22 protein-coding genes are annotated in these 19,449 nt (G+C 62.4%); 12 read left to right on the forward strand and 10 right to left on the reverse strand.

Annotated elements, in window-relative coordinates; all coding sequences use genetic code 11:
- The first annotated feature begins 36 nt into the window (after nucleotides 1–36).
- Entirely contained in the window at nucleotides 37–597 is a 561-nt protein-coding gene (locus ATE48_RS03325; protein ID WP_066767778.1) for a DUF805 domain-containing protein, read from the forward strand.
- A 2-nt stretch (nucleotides 598–599) separates the two neighbouring features.
- Here ATE48_RS03325 and argS read toward each other — a convergent pair whose 3' ends face one another.
- From argS to ATE48_RS03340, 3 genes are all read right to left on the reverse strand, one after another.
- Nucleotides 600–2,390 (reverse strand): arginine--tRNA ligase, encoded by a 1,791-nt coding sequence (argS, locus tag ATE48_RS03330; protein ID WP_066774547.1) that lies wholly within the window; start codon nucleotides 2,388–2,390, stop codon nucleotides 600–602.
- Nucleotides 2,391–2,426: 36 nt separating this feature from the next.
- The gene (locus ATE48_RS03335; protein ID WP_066767780.1) at nucleotides 2,427–2,828 is read right to left on the reverse strand and encodes a hypothetical protein; all 402 of its coding nucleotides are present in this window, start codon (nucleotides 2,826–2,828) and stop codon (nucleotides 2,427–2,429) included.
- Nucleotides 2,829–2,917: 89 nt separating this feature from the next.
- The gene (locus ATE48_RS03340) at nucleotides 2,918–3,586 is read right to left on the reverse strand and encodes a hypothetical protein (RefSeq protein WP_066767782.1); all 669 of its coding nucleotides are present in this window, start codon (nucleotides 3,584–3,586) and stop codon (nucleotides 2,918–2,920) included.
- A 154-nt stretch (nucleotides 3,587–3,740) separates the two neighbouring features.
- Here ATE48_RS03340 and ispH point away from each other — a divergent pair, with 154 nt between their 5' ends.
- The 7 genes from ispH (at nucleotide 3,741) to ATE48_RS03375 (ending at nucleotide 9,076) form a co-directional block, all read left to right on the forward strand.
- Nucleotides 3,741–4,694, forward strand: a complete 954-nt coding sequence (gene ispH / locus ATE48_RS03345; protein WP_066767784.1) for a 4-hydroxy-3-methylbut-2-enyl diphosphate reductase — start codon at nucleotides 3,741–3,743, stop codon at nucleotides 4,692–4,694.
- 49 nt (nucleotides 4,695–4,743) lie between these two features.
- Nucleotides 4,744–5,541 carry a kinase gene (locus ATE48_RS03350; RefSeq protein ID WP_156767580.1) on the forward strand — a complete coding sequence of 266 codons (798 nt, stop codon included), beginning with the start codon at nucleotides 4,744–4,746 and terminating at the stop codon, nucleotides 5,539–5,541.
- Between the two features lie 3 nt (nucleotides 5,542–5,544).
- The gene (locus ATE48_RS03355; protein WP_066767786.1) at nucleotides 5,545–6,501 is read left to right on the forward strand and encodes a homoserine kinase; all 957 of its coding nucleotides are present in this window, start codon (nucleotides 5,545–5,547) and stop codon (nucleotides 6,499–6,501) included.
- A gap of 103 nt (nucleotides 6,502–6,604) precedes the next feature.
- On the forward strand, nucleotides 6,605–6,898 hold the full coding sequence (locus ATE48_RS03360; protein WP_156767581.1) for a hypothetical protein: 294 nt from the start codon (nucleotides 6,605–6,607) through the stop codon (nucleotides 6,896–6,898).
- Entirely contained in the window at nucleotides 6,895–7,335 is a 441-nt protein-coding gene (gene rnhA, locus ATE48_RS03365) for a ribonuclease HI (protein ID WP_066767791.1), read from the forward strand. The genes ATE48_RS03360 and rnhA overlap by 4 nt, the downstream gene beginning before the upstream one ends.
- 110 nt (nucleotides 7,336–7,445) lie before the next feature.
- Complete coding sequence (locus tag ATE48_RS03370) at nucleotides 7,446–7,919, forward strand: DUF6265 family protein (RefSeq protein WP_066767792.1); 474 nt, start codon at nucleotides 7,446–7,448, stop codon at nucleotides 7,917–7,919.
- Nucleotides 7,916–9,076: an Acg family FMN-binding oxidoreductase gene (locus ATE48_RS03375; protein ID WP_066767793.1), complete on the forward strand. Its 1,161-nt coding sequence runs from the start codon at nucleotides 7,916–7,918 to the stop codon at nucleotides 9,074–9,076. The genes ATE48_RS03370 and ATE48_RS03375 overlap by 4 nt, the downstream gene beginning before the upstream one ends.
- Here ATE48_RS03375 and ATE48_RS03380 read toward each other — a convergent pair.
- From ATE48_RS03380 to ATE48_RS03390, 3 genes are all read right to left on the reverse strand, one after another.
- Entirely contained in the window at nucleotides 9,057–9,509 is a 453-nt protein-coding gene (locus ATE48_RS03380; protein WP_066767795.1) for an NfeD family protein, read from the reverse strand. The two genes, ATE48_RS03375 and ATE48_RS03380, sit on opposite strands and share 20 nt — an antisense overlap.
- A 39-nt stretch (nucleotides 9,510–9,548) precedes the next feature.
- On the reverse strand, nucleotides 9,549–10,499 hold the full coding sequence (locus ATE48_RS03385) for an SPFH domain-containing protein (protein ID WP_066767797.1): 951 nt from the start codon (nucleotides 10,497–10,499) through the stop codon (nucleotides 9,549–9,551).
- A gap of 64 nt (nucleotides 10,500–10,563) precedes the next feature.
- On the reverse strand, nucleotides 10,564–11,046 hold the full coding sequence (locus ATE48_RS03390) for a peroxiredoxin (RefSeq protein ID WP_066767799.1): 483 nt from the start codon (nucleotides 11,044–11,046) through the stop codon (nucleotides 10,564–10,566).
- Between the two features lie 98 nt (nucleotides 11,047–11,144).
- Between ATE48_RS03390 and ATE48_RS03395 the strand changes: the two genes are divergently transcribed.
- Together ATE48_RS03395 and ATE48_RS03400 are read left to right on the forward strand one after the other, a co-directional pair.
- On the forward strand, nucleotides 11,145–11,705 hold the full coding sequence (locus ATE48_RS03395) for a YqgE/AlgH family protein (protein ID WP_066767800.1): 561 nt from the start codon (nucleotides 11,145–11,147) through the stop codon (nucleotides 11,703–11,705).
- 127 nt (nucleotides 11,706–11,832) lie between these two features.
- Nucleotides 11,833–12,474, forward strand: a complete 642-nt coding sequence (locus tag ATE48_RS03400; RefSeq protein WP_066767801.1) for a vWA domain-containing protein — start codon at nucleotides 11,833–11,835, stop codon at nucleotides 12,472–12,474.
- A gap of 39 nt (nucleotides 12,475–12,513) precedes the next feature.
- Here ATE48_RS03400 and ATE48_RS03405 read toward each other — a convergent pair whose 3' ends face one another.
- Complete coding sequence (locus ATE48_RS03405) at nucleotides 12,514–12,747, reverse strand: DUF1272 domain-containing protein (RefSeq protein ID WP_066767802.1); 234 nt, start codon at nucleotides 12,745–12,747, stop codon at nucleotides 12,514–12,516.
- Nucleotides 12,747–13,430, reverse strand: coding sequence for a DJ-1/PfpI family protein (locus ATE48_RS03410; protein WP_066767804.1), 684 nt, complete (start codon nucleotides 13,428–13,430; stop codon nucleotides 12,747–12,749). Before ATE48_RS03410 ends, ATE48_RS03405 begins: the two co-directional genes overlap by 1 nt.
- Nucleotides 13,431–13,482: 52 nt before the next feature.
- Between ATE48_RS03410 and ATE48_RS03415 the strand changes: the two genes are divergently transcribed.
- On the forward strand, nucleotides 13,483–14,454 hold the full coding sequence (locus tag ATE48_RS03415) for a GlxA family transcriptional regulator (protein WP_066767807.1): 972 nt from the start codon (nucleotides 13,483–13,485) through the stop codon (nucleotides 14,452–14,454).
- A gap of 33 nt (nucleotides 14,455–14,487) precedes the next feature.
- Nucleotides 14,488–15,300: an SDR family oxidoreductase gene (locus tag ATE48_RS03420; protein WP_066767808.1), complete on the forward strand. Its 813-nt coding sequence runs from the start codon at nucleotides 14,488–14,490 to the stop codon at nucleotides 15,298–15,300.
- 13 nt (nucleotides 15,301–15,313) lie between these two features.
- On the opposite strand, the gene ATE48_RS03425 is transcribed toward ATE48_RS03420, so the two are convergent.
- Both ATE48_RS03425 and ppdK read right to left on the reverse strand, forming a co-directional pair.
- A complete protein-coding gene (locus tag ATE48_RS03425) occupies nucleotides 15,314–16,369 on the reverse strand; it encodes a cell wall hydrolase (protein ID WP_228126764.1) in 1,056 nt (351 codons plus the stop codon).
- A gap of 343 nt (nucleotides 16,370–16,712) precedes the next feature.
- On the reverse strand, nucleotides 16,713–19,382 hold the full coding sequence (gene ppdK, locus ATE48_RS03430) for a pyruvate, phosphate dikinase (protein WP_066767814.1): 2,670 nt from the start codon (nucleotides 19,380–19,382) through the stop codon (nucleotides 16,713–16,715).
- Between the last annotated feature and the right edge of the window lie 67 nt (nucleotides 19,383–19,449).

Raw genomic sequence — 19,449 nt, forward strand, 5'->3', positions numbered from 1 at the left:
CGCGGCCACCCGCGCCTGCGGCGCTAGGGAACGGCGATGTCGGTTGGGTTCGGCATTTTCGTCGTCATCATGCTCATCCGATGGGTGCTGCCGTCGGTCTGGGGCTTCTTCACCAATTCAACCGGCAATGCCTTCGGTTCCGAATGGCAGCGGCGGGGCCGCGTCCTCGGACATTTCGGGCCGGACCCGCGTTCGTTCAAAGGCCGCGCCGGACGCCGGGAATGGTGGCTCACCATGCTCGGCAACACGCTCGCCAGCGCAATTGTCGGCGCCGTGCCGACGATCGGCACGCTGCTGACACTGCCATGGATCATCGCCACGCTTGCGACAAACGCACGGCGCCTGCACGATCTTTCAATGTCGGCATGGTTGCAGCTCATCCCGATGGCGTTCGGGTTGGCGATTGCGGTCTTCTATTTTTATCTCGGTGGACCCGACAATCCGCCCGAGCCGAGCTGGGTACTCGCCTCACCCGCCGGCCTCTTCACGATCGCGAGCGCAGTGACGGCGTTCGTTTATCTCGCCTTCTATGTGTGGATCGGATTTGTGCCCGGCCGCAAAGGATCGAACGTGTTCGGCGAAGCTGATCCAGCTTGAAACTACATACGCTCCGGCACGTCCATGCCGAGAAGATCGAGCGTCAGCGTGAGCTGCTTCAAGGTCGCGGCGGCAAGCGCCAGACGCGAGGCGCGCACATCGCCTTCCGACGGCAAAATCGGGCAATGCGAATAAAAACCCGAGAAAGTTTGCGCCAGATTGTAGGCGTGCTCGGCCAGGAAGTGCGGCGCCTTCTTGTCGTAAGCAGCGCGCAGCGCACCGTCGAACGCATCGAGCGCCAGCGCCAACGAGCGCTCGGCGTCATGCTCGATCGCGATCGCGCCTGCTCTCATTTGCGCCTCTTCGGCTTTGCGCAGAATGCTCTTGATCCGCACTGCCTGATAGAGAAGGTAAGGCCCAGTCTTGCCTTCGAAGCTCATGAAGCGATCGAGGTCGAAAATGTAGGACGTACCGCGAAAGTTTGAGAGATCAGCAAACTTGATGGCCGCGATAGCCACCTTGTGGGCGACATCCTCGAACTCGTCGGCGGAGAAGTCAGCGCCGATTTCGTTTTCCTTCAGCCGCGCGCGCGCTTTTTCTTCGGCTTGACCGATGAGGTCCTGCAGTTTCAGCACGCCACCGGCGCGGGTTTTGAACGGCGTCCCATCTGGACCGTTCATGGTGCCGAAGCCAATGTGCTCCAGCTGATCGCGTTGTGCGTACCCAGCTTTAGCGGCGGCGCGATAAACCTGCTCGAAGTGATCGGCTTGGCGCTGGTCGACGCAATAAAGAATGAGATCGGGCTTTTGATCGCGCATGCGCTGCACGATCGTTGCCAGATCGGTGGTGCCGTACATGGCCGAGCCTTCGGACGACACCACGAGGAGCGGGTCCGGGCTTTCGACCTCAACGACCGTGCCGTCGTCGCGCTTTTTCTTCTTTGTCTCGCCGGGATTAGCGACGCGAAGAATGCGCGCGCCCTGGTCGTCCTCCAGCAGGCTCTTTTTATCGAGGTCCTCAACCATCTCCGGGATCAGCGGATCGGCATCGCTCTCGCCGAGCCAGAGATCGAAATCGACGCCAAGCGACGCAAAATCGCGCTTTTGCGCTGCCATCGAAACATCATGCATCGCTTTCCAGATGGTGCGGTGAAGCTCACTGCCGCCTTGCAATGCGGCAGTCGCTTTGCGCGCGCGGTCGCGCACGCCGATGTCACCCTCCTTCACGCGCTTGGCGTAAGCGGGATATATGGCTTCGAGTTGCTCAAGCGTCAGCGCTTTCAAGCGCGCATCGAGCTTGGCTTGATCGTCGAAGCCGCCAAGTTCGTCTTCGAGCGCAGTGATGACGAGGCCCATCTGGAAGCCCCAATCACCGAAGTGCGCATCGCCCCACACTTCATCGCCGCGGAAGCGATAGATGCGCTTCACGCTCTCGCCGATGATCGAAGCGCGCAAGTGGCCGACATGCATCCCCTTGGCCACATTCGGCCCACCGTAATCGACGACGACGCGGCGCTTGTGCTCAACCAGATTGGCGCCCGCGCGATCATCGTTGGCAACGAACTGCGCGCGCTTAGCCAAGGCGTCGGCGGTGACTTTGAAGTTCAAAAAACCCGGCCCAGCGATCGTAGGCGCCGGCGAAAGCTCGGTTGCGCTCCAATCCGCCGCCACCGCCTGGGCCACCTCTTGCGGTTTCTTCCCCGCAGCCTTCGCCACCGCGAGCGCGCCATTGGCTTGGAATTCGCCGAGATCGGGGCGATCGGAACGGCGCACGTCTGCGTGCTTGGAATCAAGTCCGAGCTTAGCGAACACAGCTGCGTTCGCCGCGGTAAATGCGCTGGCGAGATCTTTCATGGTGGCGCGATGCATATAGGGAGCCGGAGCGCGATGCTAGCCGACGGCGCGCTCCCAGCACTCGTCAGTGACGCGTTTTAAGGCCGGAGCGCGCCCGCCGTGGAAGGCCTCCCCCATGTCGTTGGGCGCGCCGATCATGACATAGCTAGCATTTCGAATGTCCAACGCCGTCTGCTGGGTCAAAGCCAGGCGCCCCACGAGATGCACACCGCTGCGCGTTTTCGGCATGCGAAGAATGCGTTCGCCATTCTCGCCGAGAATGAGCGCCAAAGGCCGATCAAGCTCTCCTGTGGGCAGACCGTCCCAAGCGTCAAAGCGGAACACGAGTTCACGCGCGGCGCGGATGCATTCGATCTGGACGATCAGTTCGCTCGCCCGCCCCTGCCTTGACTCGCCGCGAAGCTCAGCGCTCTCCCCGCGCTCGGAGGTGGCCGGCAAATATATCTATTGGTCGTCACGACCGAGCTCAGCTTGAGCCGAACCCATAAAGCAGGACAGAAACGCGGCGATCAGCCCGCCGCGGAGCATTACTGCCCCGGCGCCTGGGTGTCGCCGGCGTCGATGCGGAAGCGGCGGCCGTCGCGGTTGAACTGGAGCTGTTCTGGCGTCAGTTCGAAGCCGACCAGTATCTCGAAGTTCTCACCCGAAGTATCGGCCGTCGCGCGCGGGATTTCGATGTGCTCGATGCGCTCGCGATGCGTGACCACCTGCTCGCCGTGCGGGAAGCGAACGTCGACGTCGAAATAGACCTTCTCGATCGGGGCACGGCCACGGCGGGTGACAGCAACCCAATAGCGATAGGTCTGGCGATCGCTCGTCGCGGCCGGGCCACGGCCAAACGCCATCTCGATTTCCATGTTCATGGCGATCGGATTGGAGTCGACATAGCGGCAGAGGCCGCGCACGCCCTGCATTTCACCGGTGAATTCGATATTGGCGTAACGCTGGTTGTTCGGCTGAGCGAACTTCACCACGCGCGCTGTATCGTAAAGCACGCCCATCAGCGGGCACGGGCCAACGTTCGGGCGCGCATCGTTGCCGATCATACGGTCAAAGACGTTCGGCGCGCGTTGCGCGTCGGCCTGCGCCTCTTCGTTCACGCCGCCTGGCAGTTCCACCGTCGGCGTTTCGCGATTGCCGGCGCAGGCGCTCAGCGCGAGGACAGCCGAAAGCATCAATGCGTGCGCGAGCTTCATTCAGGTCCTCGTGTCGCCTTCAAAGGGCCGTGCGGCGGCGGCCGCATGTCTCACCCCGCCCTGAAGGCAAATGGCAGGTCGCCGTGATAGCTTTGTGGCAGGACGCCCGCAACTGAGCCGGGCGCCTAGCCCATGAAGTTTCACCACCGAGCCGATGACCACACCGGAAAAACCCCAAATATCAGTCCTGTTGGCCGCCCCACGGGGGTTTTGCGCCGGGGTCGACCGGGCCATCCAGATCGTTGAACAGGCGATCCGAAAGTGGGGCGCGCCGGTTTATGTCCGCCACGAGATTGTCCACAACCGCCACGTGGTCGAACGGCTCGAGGCGCTGGGGGCGGTATTCGTCGAGGAGCTGGACGACTGCCCCACCGACAGGCCGGTGATTTTCTCCGCTCACGGCGTGCCCAAGGCGGTGCCGGCCGAGGCGCGGGCGCGCGAGATGATCTACGTCGACGCCACCTGCCCGCTGGTGTCGAAAGTCCACGTCGAGGCGCAGCGTCATTTCGATGAAGCGCGCGAGATCGTGCTGATCGGCCATGCGGGACACCCTGAAGTGATCGGCACCATGGGTCAGTTGCCGCCAGGCGCGATCACGCTGCTGGAAACCGTAGCGGACGCCGAAACCTTCACACCGCGCGATCCATCGAAATTGTCATTCGTGACGCAGACAACACTTTCGGTGGACGACACCGCCGAGATGGTCGGCGTGCTGCAACGCCGCTTTCCCGGCATCGCAGCGCCGCACAAGGAAGACATCTGCTATGCAACAACCAATCGCCAAGACGCCGTCAAAGCAATGGGCGAGAGCGCCGATCTGGTTTTGGTCATCGGCTCGCCGAAAAGTTCAAACTCGGTGCGGCTAGTAGAAGTGGCGAAACGCGCAGGCGCACGTGATGCGCGCCTCGTAGGCTCCGCCGATGAAGTGGATTGGGCCTGGTTCGACGGCGTCAGCAGCGTTGGCGTGACAGCCGGCGCGAGTGCGCCAGAAGATTTGGTCGAAGCACTGATCGCGGCCATTGCAGCGCGATTTGACGCGCGCGTCGAAGAAGTGCGCGTGACCAAAGAAGACGTCGTGTTCAAGCTGCCGCGGGTTTTGGCGGAGTGATTGTACGGCGCAAACACCTCTGCTCCTCTCGGCAAGGACGAGGAGGAGCGTGAGCCAACACCCAATCCCCGTCTTGCTTTACGAGATCATCCAAGATCTTCGCGCACGGCATCGGGAACGTGCGCCGCTGATCGGCGTCGCAGGCGCACAAGGTTCAGGCAAGAGCTATCATTGCCGTCTGCTGGCGATGGCGAACCAGCCGCGCTACGCGCACTTTTCGCTGGATGATGTCTACCGCTCGCGCACCTATCGCGAAGAGTTGGCGACAGAGACACATCCGCTCTTCATCACCCGCGGCCCGCCAGGCACGCATGATCTTGAATTGGCGTCGCAAACGATCGAGCGCATCCGGCGCGCGGATCCGAGCGTCCGCCTGCCCCGCTTCGACAAGCTAAAGGACGACATCGTTCCGGCAAACGACTGGCCGCCCTTTCCTGGACCAGCGGAGGCCATCATTTTCGATGGCTGGTGCCTCGGCGCCGATTCGCTCGACGCCGCCAGCCTCGATGCGCTCGTGAATGCACTTGAGCGCAACGAGGATGTCACCGGCGTCTGGCGCGAGACAGTCGCGTACGAATTACGCGCCAACTATCAGCCTTTCTTCCTCACGTTCGACGCACTGGTTTACCTGCAAGCGCCCTCCTGGGAAATCGTGCGGACATGGCGCGGCCAGCAGGAGGAAGCGGCGCGGGGACGGCCATTAACGCCAGAAGAAAATGCGGCGCTGGATCGCTTCGTCATGCATTACGAGCGGATCACACGCGCCATGCTCGATGGACGCCATCGCGCGAAATGGATTGTGCATCTCGACGAAGCGCGAAACGTTACACGGATCGAAGAACGCTGATCTATGGCCGTCTACACAACCCTGTCCGATAGCGATGTCGCCGCGCTCATGGCGCAGTACGACATTGGCAATGCTGTGACCTGCGAGGGCATCGCCGAGGGCGTCGAGAACACCAACTACAAACTGACGACGCCGCAGGGCCGCTTCATCCTCACGTTGTTCGAAAAACGCGTCTCCGAAACAGACCTGCCGTTCTTCATGGGCGTGATGGAACGGCTGGCGGCGCGGCGGTTTCCGGCGCCAATGCCGATTGCGGCGCGCAGCGGCTCACACCTCGTGCGCGTGGCCGGCAAGCCCGCGGCGATTGTCTCGTTTCTCGACGGCGTTTGGCCGCGCGTGTGGAATGGCGCCCATTGCGCGGCGATTGGCGATGCGTTGGCGCGCATGCATGTGGCGCTGGATGGTTTCGAGCAGACGCGCGCGAATAGGCTCAGCATCGATGGCTGGGAAACGCTGATCAAACCGCGCCTCAGCGAGGCTGAAGCTCTGCGGCCAGGATTGGCGGCCGAGGTGGCGCGCGATCTTGCGGAAGTGCGCGCGGCTTGGCCGAGCCAGCTCCCGCGCGGCGCCATTCATGCCGATCTCTTTCCGGACAACGCCTTCTTCGTCGGCGACCAGCTCAGCGGCGTCATCGACTTCTATTTCGCCTGCACCGATTTGCTCGCTTACGATTTAGCGGCGTGCCTGAACGCGTGGTGCTTCGATGGCGTCCGCTACGATTTGGAACGCGGACGAGCGATGATCCAAGCCTACGCCAACGTGCGCCCACTCAGCGCCGGCGAACGCGCTGCCCTGCCGGTGCTGGCGCGCGGCGCGGCGCTGCGCTTCTTCGCGACACGCCTCACCGATTGGAGCACGACGCCAGAGGGCGCGACCGTGACGCCGAAGGATCCGCTGGAGTATGCGGACAAGTTGAGGTTCCATCGCCAAGCGCAGCGAGCGGCCGACTATGGCGCCTAGCATTCAGTCACCTACTCGATCACAGCATACTAACTCAGCGTCTGGGACATGGTTCATTGCGCGATTTGCGACGATCCTTCCCGCTGGCTTGATCGCACTAGTCGTGACCAAGTTGGACAGCGAACGTGGTCAATCCCTATCAGTCTATCTGATGACAGGCGCTGTCGCGGCGATCGCAGGCGCTAGCGTCGGGCTTGCTGCCGTGCTCGTCGCCACGTCACCAGCAAAGATTGTCGTTTTATTTGCTGCGGCTCTCATCGGCGCATTTCAAGGCGCGGCCGTCGTTTGGTTCATCGTCGGACCAGACCTTGCCCTTCCACCAGCTTGGAGCAATGATCCAAAAACTCGGGACGAGCGCGAAGACGGAACACCGAATCCGCCTACAGCCGCGCCATGAGCAATACGGTGGACATTTGGACGGACGGCGCGTGCAGCGGAAACCCCGGTCCGGGCGGCTGGGGCGCGATCTTGCATTATGCCGGCGTTGAGAAAGAGCTCTCAGGCGCCGAGGCCGCGACCACCAACAACCGCATGGAGCTGATGGCGGCGATCCAGGCGCTCGACGCATTGAAGCGGTCGAGCAAAGTGCGGCTGCACACCGATTCCAAATACGTGATGGATGGCGTCACAAAATGGATCCACGGCTGGAAGAAGAACGGCTGGAAAACAGCCGACAAGAAGCCCGTGAAGAACGAAGACCTCTGGAAGCGGCTCGATGAAGCCAATGCGCGTCACGAAGTGACCTGGAAATGGGTCAAGGGCCACGCCGACAACGAGATGAACAATCGCGCCGACGAACTGGCGCGCAACGCGATCGGTACGCTGAAGAGCTAGCCCGCCGCTTTCCACATCCAACGAGCGTCAGCCTGAGCCTCTCGAAGGCGGAGCGGGCCACCCGCGTCTTTGGGATTGCATCACGCCGACGGCGCGCGCAGCGTTCTTCCATGCGCCTCGTCCTCTTCTTCGCCGCCCTGCTCTTCGCGCCCGCCGCTTTCGCGCAGGACGTTTCCGATCTTCGCTGGCTCCGCGGCTGCTGGCAGACAGAGCCGCCACGCGAGGCGGAAAGCGGCGCGACATTCACGGAAGTGTGGATCGCGCCCGAAGCGCCGATCATCCTTGGCTACGATTATCACGAGGGCGAAGGCGAGATTCAGGGCTGGTCGCAGATGCGCATCGAGTCCAATGGCGCGCCCGAACTTGTCGATATGCCGCTCGGCTCGTTTCCAATCCGCTATCGGCTGATGGACGAAGAGGTCGACAACCACGTGAGCTTCCAAAATCTCGAGCACGATTTCCCGCAGCGGATCGAATATCGGCGCGAAGGCAATCGTCTCTATCGTCGCATCTCCAATGGCGGCGTGGATGCGCAAGAATTCATCTTCCACCGCATCCGCTGCCCCGCTAGCTTGCGGCCATGACGACGCGCAGACATGTGCTGGAGTGGCTCGCCGCAGCGCCCGTGCTGAGCGCGTGCAGCGGCGGCGGCGCAGATTTGCCCGATCCCGCCGCGGCCTGGCGCGATCCTGGCGCAGCTGAAGCCGATGTGCGCCGCTTTGCGTTGGCGCATGCGATCCTGGCCCCGAACCCACACAACACGCAGCCATGGCTGGTCGATCTCGACGATGGCGACGCCATCACACTCTATTGCGATCTCGACCGGCGCCTGCCCTTCACCGATCCGCTCGATCGTCAGATCACTATCGGCTGCGGCTGCTTTCTCGAACTCTATCGCATGGCTGCGGGGATGGGCGGCTATTGGCCGACGATTGAATTCTTCCCCGAAGGCGAGCCAACGCCGCGCTTGGATACGCGCCCCATCGCGCGCGTCACGCTCGGCCCGCAACAGCAACAACCCAATGGTTATCCAACGAGCGCGCAAATCACCCGCCGCCGCACAAATCGCAAACCCTTCGAAGCGCGCGTGCCGGATGCGACGATGCTCGATGAACTGGTCAACGCAGTCGTCGGCATGGGCGAGGAATATACCGGCGCCATGTTCTGGACGAACGAGGCCGCGCGCGTCGCGCAGGCGCGCGATCTTGTATGGCGCGCCTGGGACCGCGAGTTGCGCACCGAAGGCGCAGCGGCCGAGACCTATGAATGGCTGCGCTTTGGGCGCGAGGAGATCGCCCGCCATCTCGATGGCTTGAGCATCGATGCGCCTGGCATCGGCATCTTCCGCATACTCGGCCAACTCGATCGCGAAGAGCTGATCGATCCGAACTCAGAGGCCAACAAAACCGCCGCGCGCGATTGGCGCGAACTGGCGATGACTTCGCCGGCGTTTGTCTGGCTTACCTCCAACGGCGATACGCCGGGCGCCCGACTGAATGCGGGCCGCGCCTATGCGCGTTTTGCGCTAGCGGCGTCCGATGCGGGGCTGGCGATCCATCCGTGGAGCCAAGCGCTGCAGGAATACCAGGAAATGGCCGACCTCTACGCCGAGATGCGCACGTTCCTTGCGCCGCCCGAAGGCGACACCGTGCAGATGCTGGTGCGGATTGGCTACGGCCAGGATGTGCCGCCATCGCCGCGACGCGGCGTCGACGCTATTCTCAGGCCGCCTTCACCTTAAGCGTCGCGCCATCGACAGCGTCGATCACCACGGTTTGCCCAGGCGTCAGCGCATCTTCGCTGACGGCGCGCCAAATCGTGTCGGCGATTTTCACTGAGCCTGTGCCGTTCGCGAAAACCGTGATCACCCCGCGCGTGCCGATCAACGTCTTGGAACGTTCATTGAGGCCCTCGGCATTGTTCTCCGAACGCCAGCGTTGAACGATCGGGCGCCCGAACGCGGTCAGCACGATCACGAGCACCGCAAAAATCGCGATGTCGGCAACCCAGTTGCTGAAACCGGCAAGCGAGATCAGCGCAGTCAGGAACGCGGCAACCGCGGGCCAGAGCAGATACGTCGTGCCCGACGCCATCTCAGCGATGAGCAAGATAAGGCCAAAGACCAGCCAGTGCTGCGGGCCGAGGCTCGTCAGGAAGGTGATCAGCGTGTCCATGCGCTCAATGTAGCGATGCTAGGCAGATTACGCGAGGGCTTAGCGCGGCGCCGGCGTTGGGGCGCGCGGCGCCGTCCAGGGGCCGCCGGCCCCGGCCTCGCCCTGCGCGTTTAGAGCGCGCAGTCCCTCAACCAAGCCGGCAATGCCGGACAGGTCCGCCGGAATAATGACGGTTCGCTGCTGGTTCGAGGTGGCGAGTTTGCCGAAGGCTTCGACGTATTTGAGGCCCAGGAAGTAACGGATCGCGTTCACGTCGCCCTTGCCAATGGCTTGAGAGACCATGTCGGTTGCTTTTGCTTCGGCTTCCGCTTCCCGTTCACGGGCTTCGGAGTCGCGGAACGCGGCTTCGCGGCGGCCTTCAGCTTCAAGGATCGCCGATTGCTTGGCGCCTTCAGCGCGCAACACGGCGGCTTGCTTGTCGCCTTCGGCTTCCAGAATTTGTGCGCGGCGTTCACGCTCTGCCTTCATCTGCCGCGCCATCGCTTGCGTGAGGTCGGCCGGCGGCTGCAGGTCTTTGATTTCGACGCGCATCACCTTGGTGCCCCACGCATGGGTAGCGCCGTCGATGACGGTCAAAAGGCGCGCATTGATCGAGTCGCGCTGCGAGAGCACTTCGTCGAGATCCATCGAGCCGACAACGGTACGCACGTTGGTCAAGCAGAGGTTCAACACCGCGAGGCGATAATTCTCGACTTCGTACGCGGCCTTGGCGGCGTCCATAACTTGAATGAAGACGATGGCGTCAACCGAGACCACCGCGTTGTCCTTGGTGATCACGTCTTGGCGCGGCACATCCAGCACCGCTTCCATCATCGACATGCGCTTGCCGATACGATCAACGAAAGGAACAAGAAAAGCGATGCCAGGACGCAGCGTCATCGTGTAACGGCCGAAGCGCTCGACAGTGACTTGGAAGCCTTGCGGCACAACCTTGATTGCGCTGAAGGCCAACACCAGGGCCATCACGGCAAAAATGATTACAACCGTCATCGCGTCTCTCTCCGGCCGCTTCTGCGGCGTTGATGCGTTCTCGCGCGGGTAAGCTGCGTTAAGCTCAGCCTAACTGAGCAAGCAAGTATTCCGCGCTGGAAACTTTGTATTCACCAGCTTCTTCAACGTGTAGCTGAGATACCACCCCATCCTTGACGATCATTGAATATCGCTTCGATCGCGCGCCCATTCCGAATTTTGAAAAGTCGGCGTCGAGGCCGGTGGCCTTTGCGAAATCCGCGGAGCCGTCCGAAAGCATGAGGATTTGGTCAACGACGTTTTGATCCTTCGCCCATGCACCCATGACGAAGTGATCGTTCACAGCCGTGCAAGCGACAGTGTCAATGCCTTTGGCTTTGAACTCGGCAAGGTGTTCACGAAAGCTTGGCAAATGGCGCGCCGAGCACGTCGGCGTAAAAGCCCCAGGCACGGCAAAGAGCGCCACCGTCTTGCCGGCAAAGACGTCGCCGGTGCGCATCTGCTTCATGCCCTCGCTGCCTGGAACATTGAACTGCACATCCGGCAGCCGATCACCGACTTTAATCATTGGGAGCTCCCTCAATTTCAGGGGTTTATGTAGGTGAGCCAAGCTCCAGATGCGAGCGCCCTCTTGCGCGAAAGCGACGGGCGCGGGACCATTGGCCCATGAGCGACACGCTGACGGGCAAATTATTGGTGGCGATGCCGGGTATCGGTGACCCGCGCTTTGACCGCACCGTCATCATGATGTGCGCGCACGATGCAGAACACGCGATGGGCGTCGTCATCAACAAGCAAAAGGAAGATCTGACACTGGACGAAGTGTTGGGTCATTTGGGGCTGACGGTCGGTGAGGAAGCGGCCGAGCGACTGGTGCTCGATGGCGGACCGGTGCGGCCAGATCGCGGCTACGTGCTGCACTCGGAAGATTTCGAAGCCGGTGACGCCACGCAGAGCGTCGCGCCGGGCGTGCGACTCACGGCGACGCGCGATGTGCTGGAAGCCGTTGCAAGCGATCATGCGCCGGCAAGCTACGTGCTGGCGCTTGGATGCGCAGGCTGGGACGCGGGCCAGCTTGAAGATGAAATCCGCCACAACGCTTGGCTCGTCGTCGACTTCGACAAGGCGATCGTTTTCGACGCAACGCTCGATGACAAATGGGCGCGCGCAATAAAAACACTGGGTCTTGATCCCTCGCAATTGAGCCAAGCCGCCGGAAACGCGTAAGTCCGGATACGCAATCTCGCACGCATTGCAGGTTTATTTTTTCGACACGCTCTTGTCGCGCCTCCGCGTGCGACCCATGTCGCCTTCCCGCGCCGCACCGGTGCGGGTTTTGTACAAAAGGACATGCATGAGCAAATCCCCGCTTTTCGCTTACATTCTGCTTGATCGTTCTGGCTCTATGGAGGGTTGCCGCGACACAACAATCGACGCGTTCAATGAATACGTCATGGGACTGCGGCGGTCCGCTGAAGTTGACGCGCGCGTCACGCTGACGATTTTCGACTCCGGCAGCATCGATACGCTGCAGCAAGCCGAACCCGCGAAAAGCTCTCTTGAACTGAACCGCCACAACTACGTGCCGCGCGCATCCACGCCGCTTCTGGACGCGATCGGCCACGCCGTTGCCGACATCGACAAAGTCGAGCTGCGGCCAAACGAGAAAGTCGGCCTGGTGATCCTCACCGACGGCCACGAAAACGCCAGCACGGAGCACACCAAGGATACGATCCGCAAGCTGCTGACCGACCGCCAAGATAACAAAGGTTGGCTCGTCACCTTTCTCGGCGCCGATATCGATGCGTTCGCCGAAGCCGGCGCTATCGGCATCAAAGGCGGCAACTATCTTGCGCTGAAAAAGGCGAAGCTGCGCGAATCCATGGGCCACGCCTACGCATCGCAGGCGCGCTACGTCCAATCGGGCGATTTCGATACGGCTGCGTTCCGCGACGACGAACGCAAAGACGTCAACGACGACACGCCGAAGAGCTAAATCACTGCGCGGCGCTCCACACGAGGGGCGCCGCGCGCCTTACGCGCGCTTCCTCAGCACACGCTCCGTCGAGGCTGGATACTTCACCAGCGCCGCAGCAGGCCGGACCGGGCGCCGTTCAAGATTGCCGCCGCAATTGGGACACGCCCCTTTGAGCGCGCCATCCGCACAATCGGCGCAGAATGTACATTCAAAGCTGCACATGCGTGCGTCCGAACTGTCCGGCGGCAGGTTGCGATCACAAACTTCGCAATTGGGTCGAAGCTGCAGCATCACGCGCCTCCAACCATGCGCTCGATCGCTTCACGCCGCTGCTGAGCAAAACCAGAGAAGAGCTGCTTCACAGCAGCGACGGTTTTCTCCTCCGCGATTTCCGGGCGCCCGCTATTGAACGGCGGCGCCGGCGCATATTCGATGGCGAGCTGGATCATCTTCGCGACATCGTCACCTGCAAGTTCCGCCGCGATCGTCAGCGCGATATCGATGCCGGCAGTGACACCGCCGCCAGTGATGACATTGCCATCGCGCACAACGCGTGCGTCGTCCGGCACAGCGCCAAAGTTTGAAAGCAATTCGCGATAGGCCCAATGGCTGCCCGCGCGCTTGCCCGCGAGCAGTCCCGCCGCCGCCAGAATAAGCGAGCCGGTGCAGACTGATGTCAGATACTTCGCGCTTTCACCGAGGCGCTTCACTTCAGCCATAAAATCCGGATCAAGCATCGCATCGGTTTGACCAGGACCGCCCGGGATCATGATCATGTCGGCGCGATCAACATCGGCAAGCTTGATGAGATCGGCGAACGTAAGCCCCATCTCGGTCTTGAGCGCACCGCCATCTTTCGAGGCGATGACGGTCTCCACGCCAGGCACGCGCGCAAGAACCTCGTAAGGCCCCGTGAAGTCGAGCTGCGTCAGACGCGGGTAGAGGATGAAAACGATACGGAACGGCTGCGCCATCGGGTGGCCTCCATTGACAAGCGCATACTGGCGCTGGAAGGCTTTGGCGGAAATGTCAAAGAAGCCTCCTTTTCAGCCAAAGCCGCGCGACGTGCTGATCGTGCTGTTTCCGGGCTTTCAGATCATCGATGCAGCCGGCCCCATCGGCGCGTTCGAGATTGCGGCCCGCTACGCGCCGGGCGCTTACACGATACGAACGGCGGCGCCGGCAGCAGGATTAGCACCCTCATCATCGGGCGTGCCGATGCCAGCGGAAGCGCTGAGCGGCCGCGCCAAGGTAGACACGTTCATCGTCGTCGGCGGTAACGGCACTGGCGATGCGATGCGCGATGCGAACTTCATCCGCGCCATCAGCAAAGCGCCAGCGCGTGCACGGCGAGTAGCGAGCGTTTGCTCCGGCGCTTTCCTGCTGGCGCAAGCGGGATTGCTCAAAGGCAAGCGCGCGACAACACATTGGCGGCGCGCAGCGCAATTGGCGCAGATGTTTCCGGACGTGCGCGTCGAAGCTGATTGCATCCACATCAAGGATGGGGCGGTGTGGACCTCCGCCGGCGTAACCGCGGGCATCGACCTTGCGCTAGCGATGATCGCCGAAGATCTCGGTGAAGATCTTGCAGCAGACGTCGCGCGCGAGATGGTGGTGTACGCTAAACGCCCCGGCGGTCAGGCGCAGCACTCCGCTTTGCTTGAACTCGACAGCGCCGCCTCGCGCTTTGCGCCTCTCAATGCCTGGATGCGCGAGCACTTGGCGGAAGATCTCTCCGTCGAGCGCTTGGCGGCGCAAGCGGCGATGAGCCCACGAAACTTCGCGCGCGCCTACGCCACGGAAACCGGCGTCACGCCCGCTAAAGCTGTCGAGCGTCTGCGCGCGGAAACAGCACGCACGGCATTGGCTCAAGGCGGCGCCATCCAAGAGATCGCACGCCGCACCGGCTTCGGCGATCCCGAACGCATGCGGCGCGCTTTCATGCGCCTCTACGGCGCCCCACCCGCCGCAATGCGCCGGACGCTACGGCGCGCTTGACGCAAGCGATGTTCAGGCAGACGAACGCTGCCCATGGCTGAACCGCAAAAAACAATCTTCGTCACTGGCGCAGGCTCCGGTATCGGACGCGCCACCGCTCAACTCTTCGCCCAGCGCGGCTGGTTCGTCGGCCTGTTCGACGTCAACGCAAAGGGGCTCGAAGAAACGGCGGCGTCATTGCCTGAAGGCCAGCGGCTCTCAATGGAGTTCGACGTGCGCGATCGCGCAGGCTGGGCGCGCGCCGTCGAAACGTTCGGCCAAGCCACCAATCGGCGCATGCACGTGCTGTTCAACAATGCCGGCGTCGGCAGAGGCGGCCCGATCGACGAAATGCCCGGCGACGACATCGATCTCGTGCTCGATGTAAACTTGAAAGGCGTAATCAACGGTGTGAACGCGGCGCTGCCTTTGCTGCGCGAAACGCCGGGCGCGCGCATCGTCAATACAGCCTCTGTCGCCGGCATATTCGGCGCGCCGAATATGGCGGTCTATTGCGCGACCAAGTTCGGCGTGCGCGGCCTCACTGAATCGCTCGATATCGAATTTTCGAAGTACGGCGTGCGTGTCGTGAGCTTGATGCCGTGGTTCGTTGACACTGCAATCCTCGACGGATTGCCCGCAGGCTCAAACCAAGGCTCGAACCGGCGCATCCGCGACGCGCTGACGGAAAACAAAACGCCGATCTATCCGGTGAGCATGGCCGCAGAGCGCGCGTGGGACGCCGCTCATGGCAGCGACGTGCACTACATGGTCGGCCAAGCTGCCGAGCGCGCACGTTTCTTCGCCCGGTTCTTCCCCGGCGCGATGCGCAATCAAATCAAGAAGCAATTCTCCAGCGAGGGCTAAGCCCCGCGCCGGTTCAGGTCGCGACTTCGCGCGGCTCGATCGCGGTGTTGGCGGCGCTCGTGTCGGCCGGAGCGTCGGTCGCGCCCGGCGCTGGCGCCGCCTCGTCCGTCACCGTGCCTTGGACGCCATCAACCGCAACGCCATCCGTTTCCGGGATCAGCTCGTCAGCGGCCGTGCCGCTGCGACGTGAACCCATCGCGCCACGACGGCGGGCCAGAGCTTCCTGGTAGTAGGCGCGCTCAGAGCGGTTCGGGAAGCGATAAAAGACGTGGCTTTCGATCGAGGTGGTTTCGACCAGGCCAGAATTCCAAACCGGGTTCACAGCATGGGTGTGATAGTGGGTGGCGCCCTGCGTGATCGGGCGCGTGTAGCCTGACATCACAGCTGTCGCGACGCGCTGAGCGCGATCCCAGGCGCGGCCACGCGGACGATGGTTCAGCGAACCGTCGCAGGTGAACGTGAACTGGCACCCGGTCGAACGGTGCGAGCCCTGATAGACGACGCCGCAAATCGAGTTCGGGTACGCGCCCGAGCGAACGCGGTTCATGATGACTTCGGCAACCGCGATCTGGCCGCGTTGGCTCTCGCCGCGCGCTTCGTAATAGATCGCCTGGGACAAGCAGTCTTGCTGACGTGCATCGATCTGCGGTTCGGCAGGAACGGCTCGCTCTTGAGCGGGTTGGTTAGGCGTCGGGCCACGCAGAACCGCTTGCACCATCATGGCGCGAGCGTCGGGGCTCTCGAACAACGTGGCTTGGCCGCGCGCGCGCAGGCCATCGTTGGTGCGGAAGGACGTGAGTTGAACGTGAGCGGCCGGATCGGACGTCAGCAGTTCTTGCTCGAACTGCGCGGCGAACGCGGTCGAGGTTGCGGCCCACTCGGCGCCGTCCCGTTGCTCAGCAGCACGATGCGAGATCACAGGCATCGCGACTGCTGCAGCCGCTAAGCACATGATCGTCGCTGCGCCCTGACGCACGGCCAGAGGGTTCCGTTCGATCTCTACCATTAGCTGGGTCCGAATCTCGCCCGCAAGAATAGTCAGTCGACGCCAGAACAACGACAAATGCATTAAGCCCCGCTTAATCGTGTGCAGTTTTGGCACAAACGAAAGCCAAATATTCCGCAACAGCCCAGTTCGTTTCGCCTGAGGAATATTGTAACCTCGGGCTCCGGGGGGATACAGGACCCGCGCGCGAGGGGCGATTGACTTTTTGTTCATAGTCTCGCCTCCCGTCTCAACTGGCCTACTTCTGGGGCTCGGTGCGTCCATCAGGTCACGCCGAGAAAGCCCAAAGTGGACAAAGTCTTGCGAGGCTCGTGCCAGTTCACCAACGAGGCGAATAAGACCGCGACGGCCGGTCGCGGCCGCCGCAGCGGGGTTCCCTGGGGTAATTTGCGGTGTGGGGTAACCGTCAGCCTTTTCTGGCGAGCGCCGCTTGCGCCGCCGCCAGGCGCGCGATCGGGACCCGGTAGGGCGAGCAAGAGACATAATCGAGCCCTGCTCGCTCGAAGAAGGCGATCGAGGCGGGGTCGCCTCCGTGCTCTCCGCATATGCCAAGTTTGAGCCCCTGCCTGGTGGCTCGCCCCCGTTCGCAGGCGAGCCGGACCAGCTCCCCAACGCCATCGGCATCAATGGAGACGAACGGATCGCTCGTTAACACTTGGCGCTCGACATAGGTTCCGAGGAACCGCCCGGCGTCGTCGCGGGAAACGCCCAGGGTCGCTTGGGTGAGATCGTTTGTACCAAACGAGAAGAACTCGGCCAGCTCGGCGATCTCGCCGGCCCGCAGCGCGGCGCGCGGCAACTCGATCATCGTGCCGACCAGGTAATCAAGCTTACGCCCCCGCTTGCCGAACACCTCGCCCGCAATGGCGTCGATGCGGCCCTTCAAGATCTCAAGCTCTTTCTTGGTGATCGCGAACGGGATCATGATCTCCGGGATCGGCGCTGCGCCCTGCTCGGCCACATCGCACGCGGCCTCGAAAACCGCGCGCGCCTGCATGTCGTAGATTTCCGGGAAAACGATCGCCAGCCGGCAGCCGCGGAAGCCGAGCATCGGATTGCTCTCGGCCAATGCTTTGACCCGCGACGACAACCAATCGGCCGTGACGCCCAGCGACGGCGCAACTTCGGCGATGTCCTCTTCCGAGTGCGGCAAGAACTCATGCAGCGGCGGATCGAGGAAGCGAATGGTGACCGGCCGTCCGCCCATCGCCTTGAAGATGGCGACGAAGTCCGCCCGCTGGTGCGGGAAGAGTTCATCGAGCGCCTTGATGCGCGCGCCTTGCGTTTCCGCCACGATCATCTTGCGAACGGACGCGATGCGTTGCGCGTCGAAGAACATGTGCTCGGTGCGGCAAAGGCCGATGCCTTCGGCGCCGAACTTCACCGCAACGTCCGCATCGTGCGGCGTGTCGGCATTGGTGCGTACTTTGAGGCGGCGCGCAGCGTCCGCCCATGTCATCACCGTTGCGAAATCGCCGGTAAGTTCGGGTTCGACCATTTGCGCCGCGCCAAACAGCACATGACCGGCTGAACCGTCGACGGTGATGGTCTCGCCCCTTTTGACAACGCGTCCGCCGGCGGTGAACTCACCAGCTTTCATGTTGATGCGAATATCGCCGGCGCCGGAAACGCACGGCCGGCCCATGCCGCGCGCCACAACAGCGGCGTGACTGGTCATGCCGCCGCGCGCAGTGACGATGGCCTGCGATGCGTGCATGCCATGAATGTCTTCAGGGCTCGTCTCTTCGCGAACCAGGATGACCTTCTGACGATCAGCGGCGAGGCGCTCAGCTTCGTCCGGGTCGAACACTACGATGCCGACAGCCGCGCCCGGCGACGCCGGCAAACCACGGCAGATGATGTCACGCGTGTACCCGTCCGCGATCGTCGGGTGCAGCAATTGATCGAGCGCGGCGGCGTCAACGCGCAGCACAGCCTCATCGGTGGTGATCAGCCCCTCGCCCACCATATCGACCGCGATCTTCAACGCCGCCTTCGCGGTGCGCTTCCCGTTGCGAGTTTGCAGCATGTAGAGCTTGTCGCGCTCGACCGTGAACTCAAGGTCCTGCATGTCGCGATAGTGCGCTTCGAGCTTTTGATAGACGGCGACGAGTTCGGCGAACACCGCAGGCATCGCCTCTTCGAGTGACTCGCCCGTTTCCTTCATCTCCAGCCGCGCCGCTTTCGTCAGCGCGCGCGGCGTGCGAATGCCGGCGACAACATCCTCGCCTTGAGCATTGATCAGGAATTCGCCGTAAAACTTCTTCGCGCCGGTCGAAGGATCGCGCGTGAACGCAACGCCGGTCGCGGACGTCTCGCCCATATTGCCGAACACCATTGCCTGCACGTTGACGGCAGTGCCCCAGCTTTCGGGAATGTTGTTGTGCTTGCGATAGAAGATCGCCCGATCGTTCATCCAGCTTGCGAACACGGCGCCGACAGCGCCCCAAAGCTGATCCTTCGGATCGGACGGGAACGGCTTGCCAAGCTGACGCTCCACGGCGCGCTTGTATTCCTTCACGACCGCTTTCCAATCCTCAGCCGTCATCTCGGTGTCGGATGAATAGCCCTGCAGATCTTTCTGCGAGCCCAGAATTTCTTCGAACTCACCATGCTCCAGCTCAAGCACGACGTCCGAGTACATTTGAATGAAGCGCCGATAGCTATCGTATGCGAAGCGCGCATCGCCCGAGAGCTTCGCCAAACCCTCAACCGTCTCATCGTTGAGACCAAGGTTCAGCACCGTATCCATCATGCCCGGCATCGAGGCGCGCGAGCCCGAGCGCACCGAAACCAGCAGCGGATTGGAAGCATCGCCGAAGCCCTTGCCGGCCTTCTTCTCAAGAACGGCCATCGCCGCATCAACCTGCGCGGCAAGTTCCGCAGGATAGGTGCGCTTGTTCTCATAGAACTCGGTGCAGACTTCGGTGGTGATCGTGAAGCCTGGCGGCACAGGCAGCCCAAGCTTCGACATTTCCGCGAGGTTCGCGCCCTTGCCGCCAAGCAGCGCCTTCATCGACGCATCGCCCGCGCTCTCACCGCCGCCGAACCCGTAAACCCACTGCTTCTGCGCCATTCCGCTCTAGCCCTTCCGCCCGCTCCTCCTCGATTGAGGAGCTGTCATCGCGAAGCGATAACTGAGG

It is taken from the genome of Candidatus Viadribacter manganicus (genome assembly GCF_001679665.1).
GTDB classification, from domain to species: domain Bacteria; phylum Pseudomonadota; class Alphaproteobacteria; order Caulobacterales; family Aquidulcibacteraceae; genus Vitreimonas; species Vitreimonas manganica.

Coding starts and splice junctions, on each gene's coding strand:
- ATE48_RS03325 (WP_066767778.1), top strand. CDS start 37: ATGTCGGTTGGGTTCGGCATTTTCGTCGTCATCATGCTCATCCGATGG.
- argS (WP_066774547.1), bottom strand. CDS start 2,390: ATGAAAGATCTCGCCAGCGCATTTACCGCGGCGAACGCAGCTGTGTTC.
- ATE48_RS03340 (WP_066767782.1), bottom strand. CDS start 3,586: ATGAAGCTCGCGCACGCATTGATGCTTTCGGCTGTCCTCGCGCTGAGC.
- ispH (WP_066767784.1), top strand. CDS start 3,741: ATGACCACACCGGAAAAACCCCAAATATCAGTCCTGTTGGCCGCCCCA.
- ATE48_RS03355 (WP_066767786.1), top strand. CDS start 5,545: ATGGCCGTCTACACAACCCTGTCCGATAGCGATGTCGCCGCGCTCATG.
- rnhA (WP_066767791.1), top strand. CDS start 6,895: ATGAGCAATACGGTGGACATTTGGACGGACGGCGCGTGCAGCGGAAAC.
- ATE48_RS03370 (WP_066767792.1), top strand. CDS start 7,446: ATGCGCCTCGTCCTCTTCTTCGCCGCCCTGCTCTTCGCGCCCGCCGCT.
- ATE48_RS03375 (WP_066767793.1), top strand. CDS start 7,916: ATGACGACGCGCAGACATGTGCTGGAGTGGCTCGCCGCAGCGCCCGTG.
- ATE48_RS03380 (WP_066767795.1), bottom strand. CDS start 9,509: ATGGACACGCTGATCACCTTCCTGACGAGCCTCGGCCCGCAGCACTGG.
- ATE48_RS03385 (WP_066767797.1), bottom strand. CDS start 10,499: ATGACGGTTGTAATCATTTTTGCCGTGATGGCCCTGGTGTTGGCCTTC.
- ATE48_RS03390 (WP_066767799.1), bottom strand. CDS start 11,046: ATGATTAAAGTCGGTGATCGGCTGCCGGATGTGCAGTTCAATGTTCCA.
- ATE48_RS03395 (WP_066767800.1), top strand. CDS start 11,145: ATGAGCGACACGCTGACGGGCAAATTATTGGTGGCGATGCCGGGTATC.
- ATE48_RS03400 (WP_066767801.1), top strand. CDS start 11,833: ATGAGCAAATCCCCGCTTTTCGCTTACATTCTGCTTGATCGTTCTGGC.
- ATE48_RS03405 (WP_066767802.1), bottom strand. CDS start 12,747: ATGCTGCAGCTTCGACCCAATTGCGAAGTTTGTGATCGCAACCTGCCG.
- ATE48_RS03410 (WP_066767804.1), bottom strand. CDS start 13,430: ATGGCGCAGCCGTTCCGTATCGTTTTCATCCTCTACCCGCGTCTGACG.
- ATE48_RS03415 (WP_066767807.1), top strand. CDS start 13,483: ATGTCAAAGAAGCCTCCTTTTCAGCCAAAGCCGCGCGACGTGCTGATC.
- ATE48_RS03420 (WP_066767808.1), top strand. CDS start 14,488: ATGGCTGAACCGCAAAAAACAATCTTCGTCACTGGCGCAGGCTCCGGT.
- ATE48_RS03425 (WP_228126764.1), bottom strand. CDS start 16,369: ATGCATTTGTCGTTGTTCTGGCGTCGACTGACTATTCTTGCGGGCGAG.
- ppdK (WP_066767814.1), bottom strand. CDS start 19,382: ATGGCGCAGAAGCAGTGGGTTTACGGGTTCGGCGGCGGTGAGAGCGCG.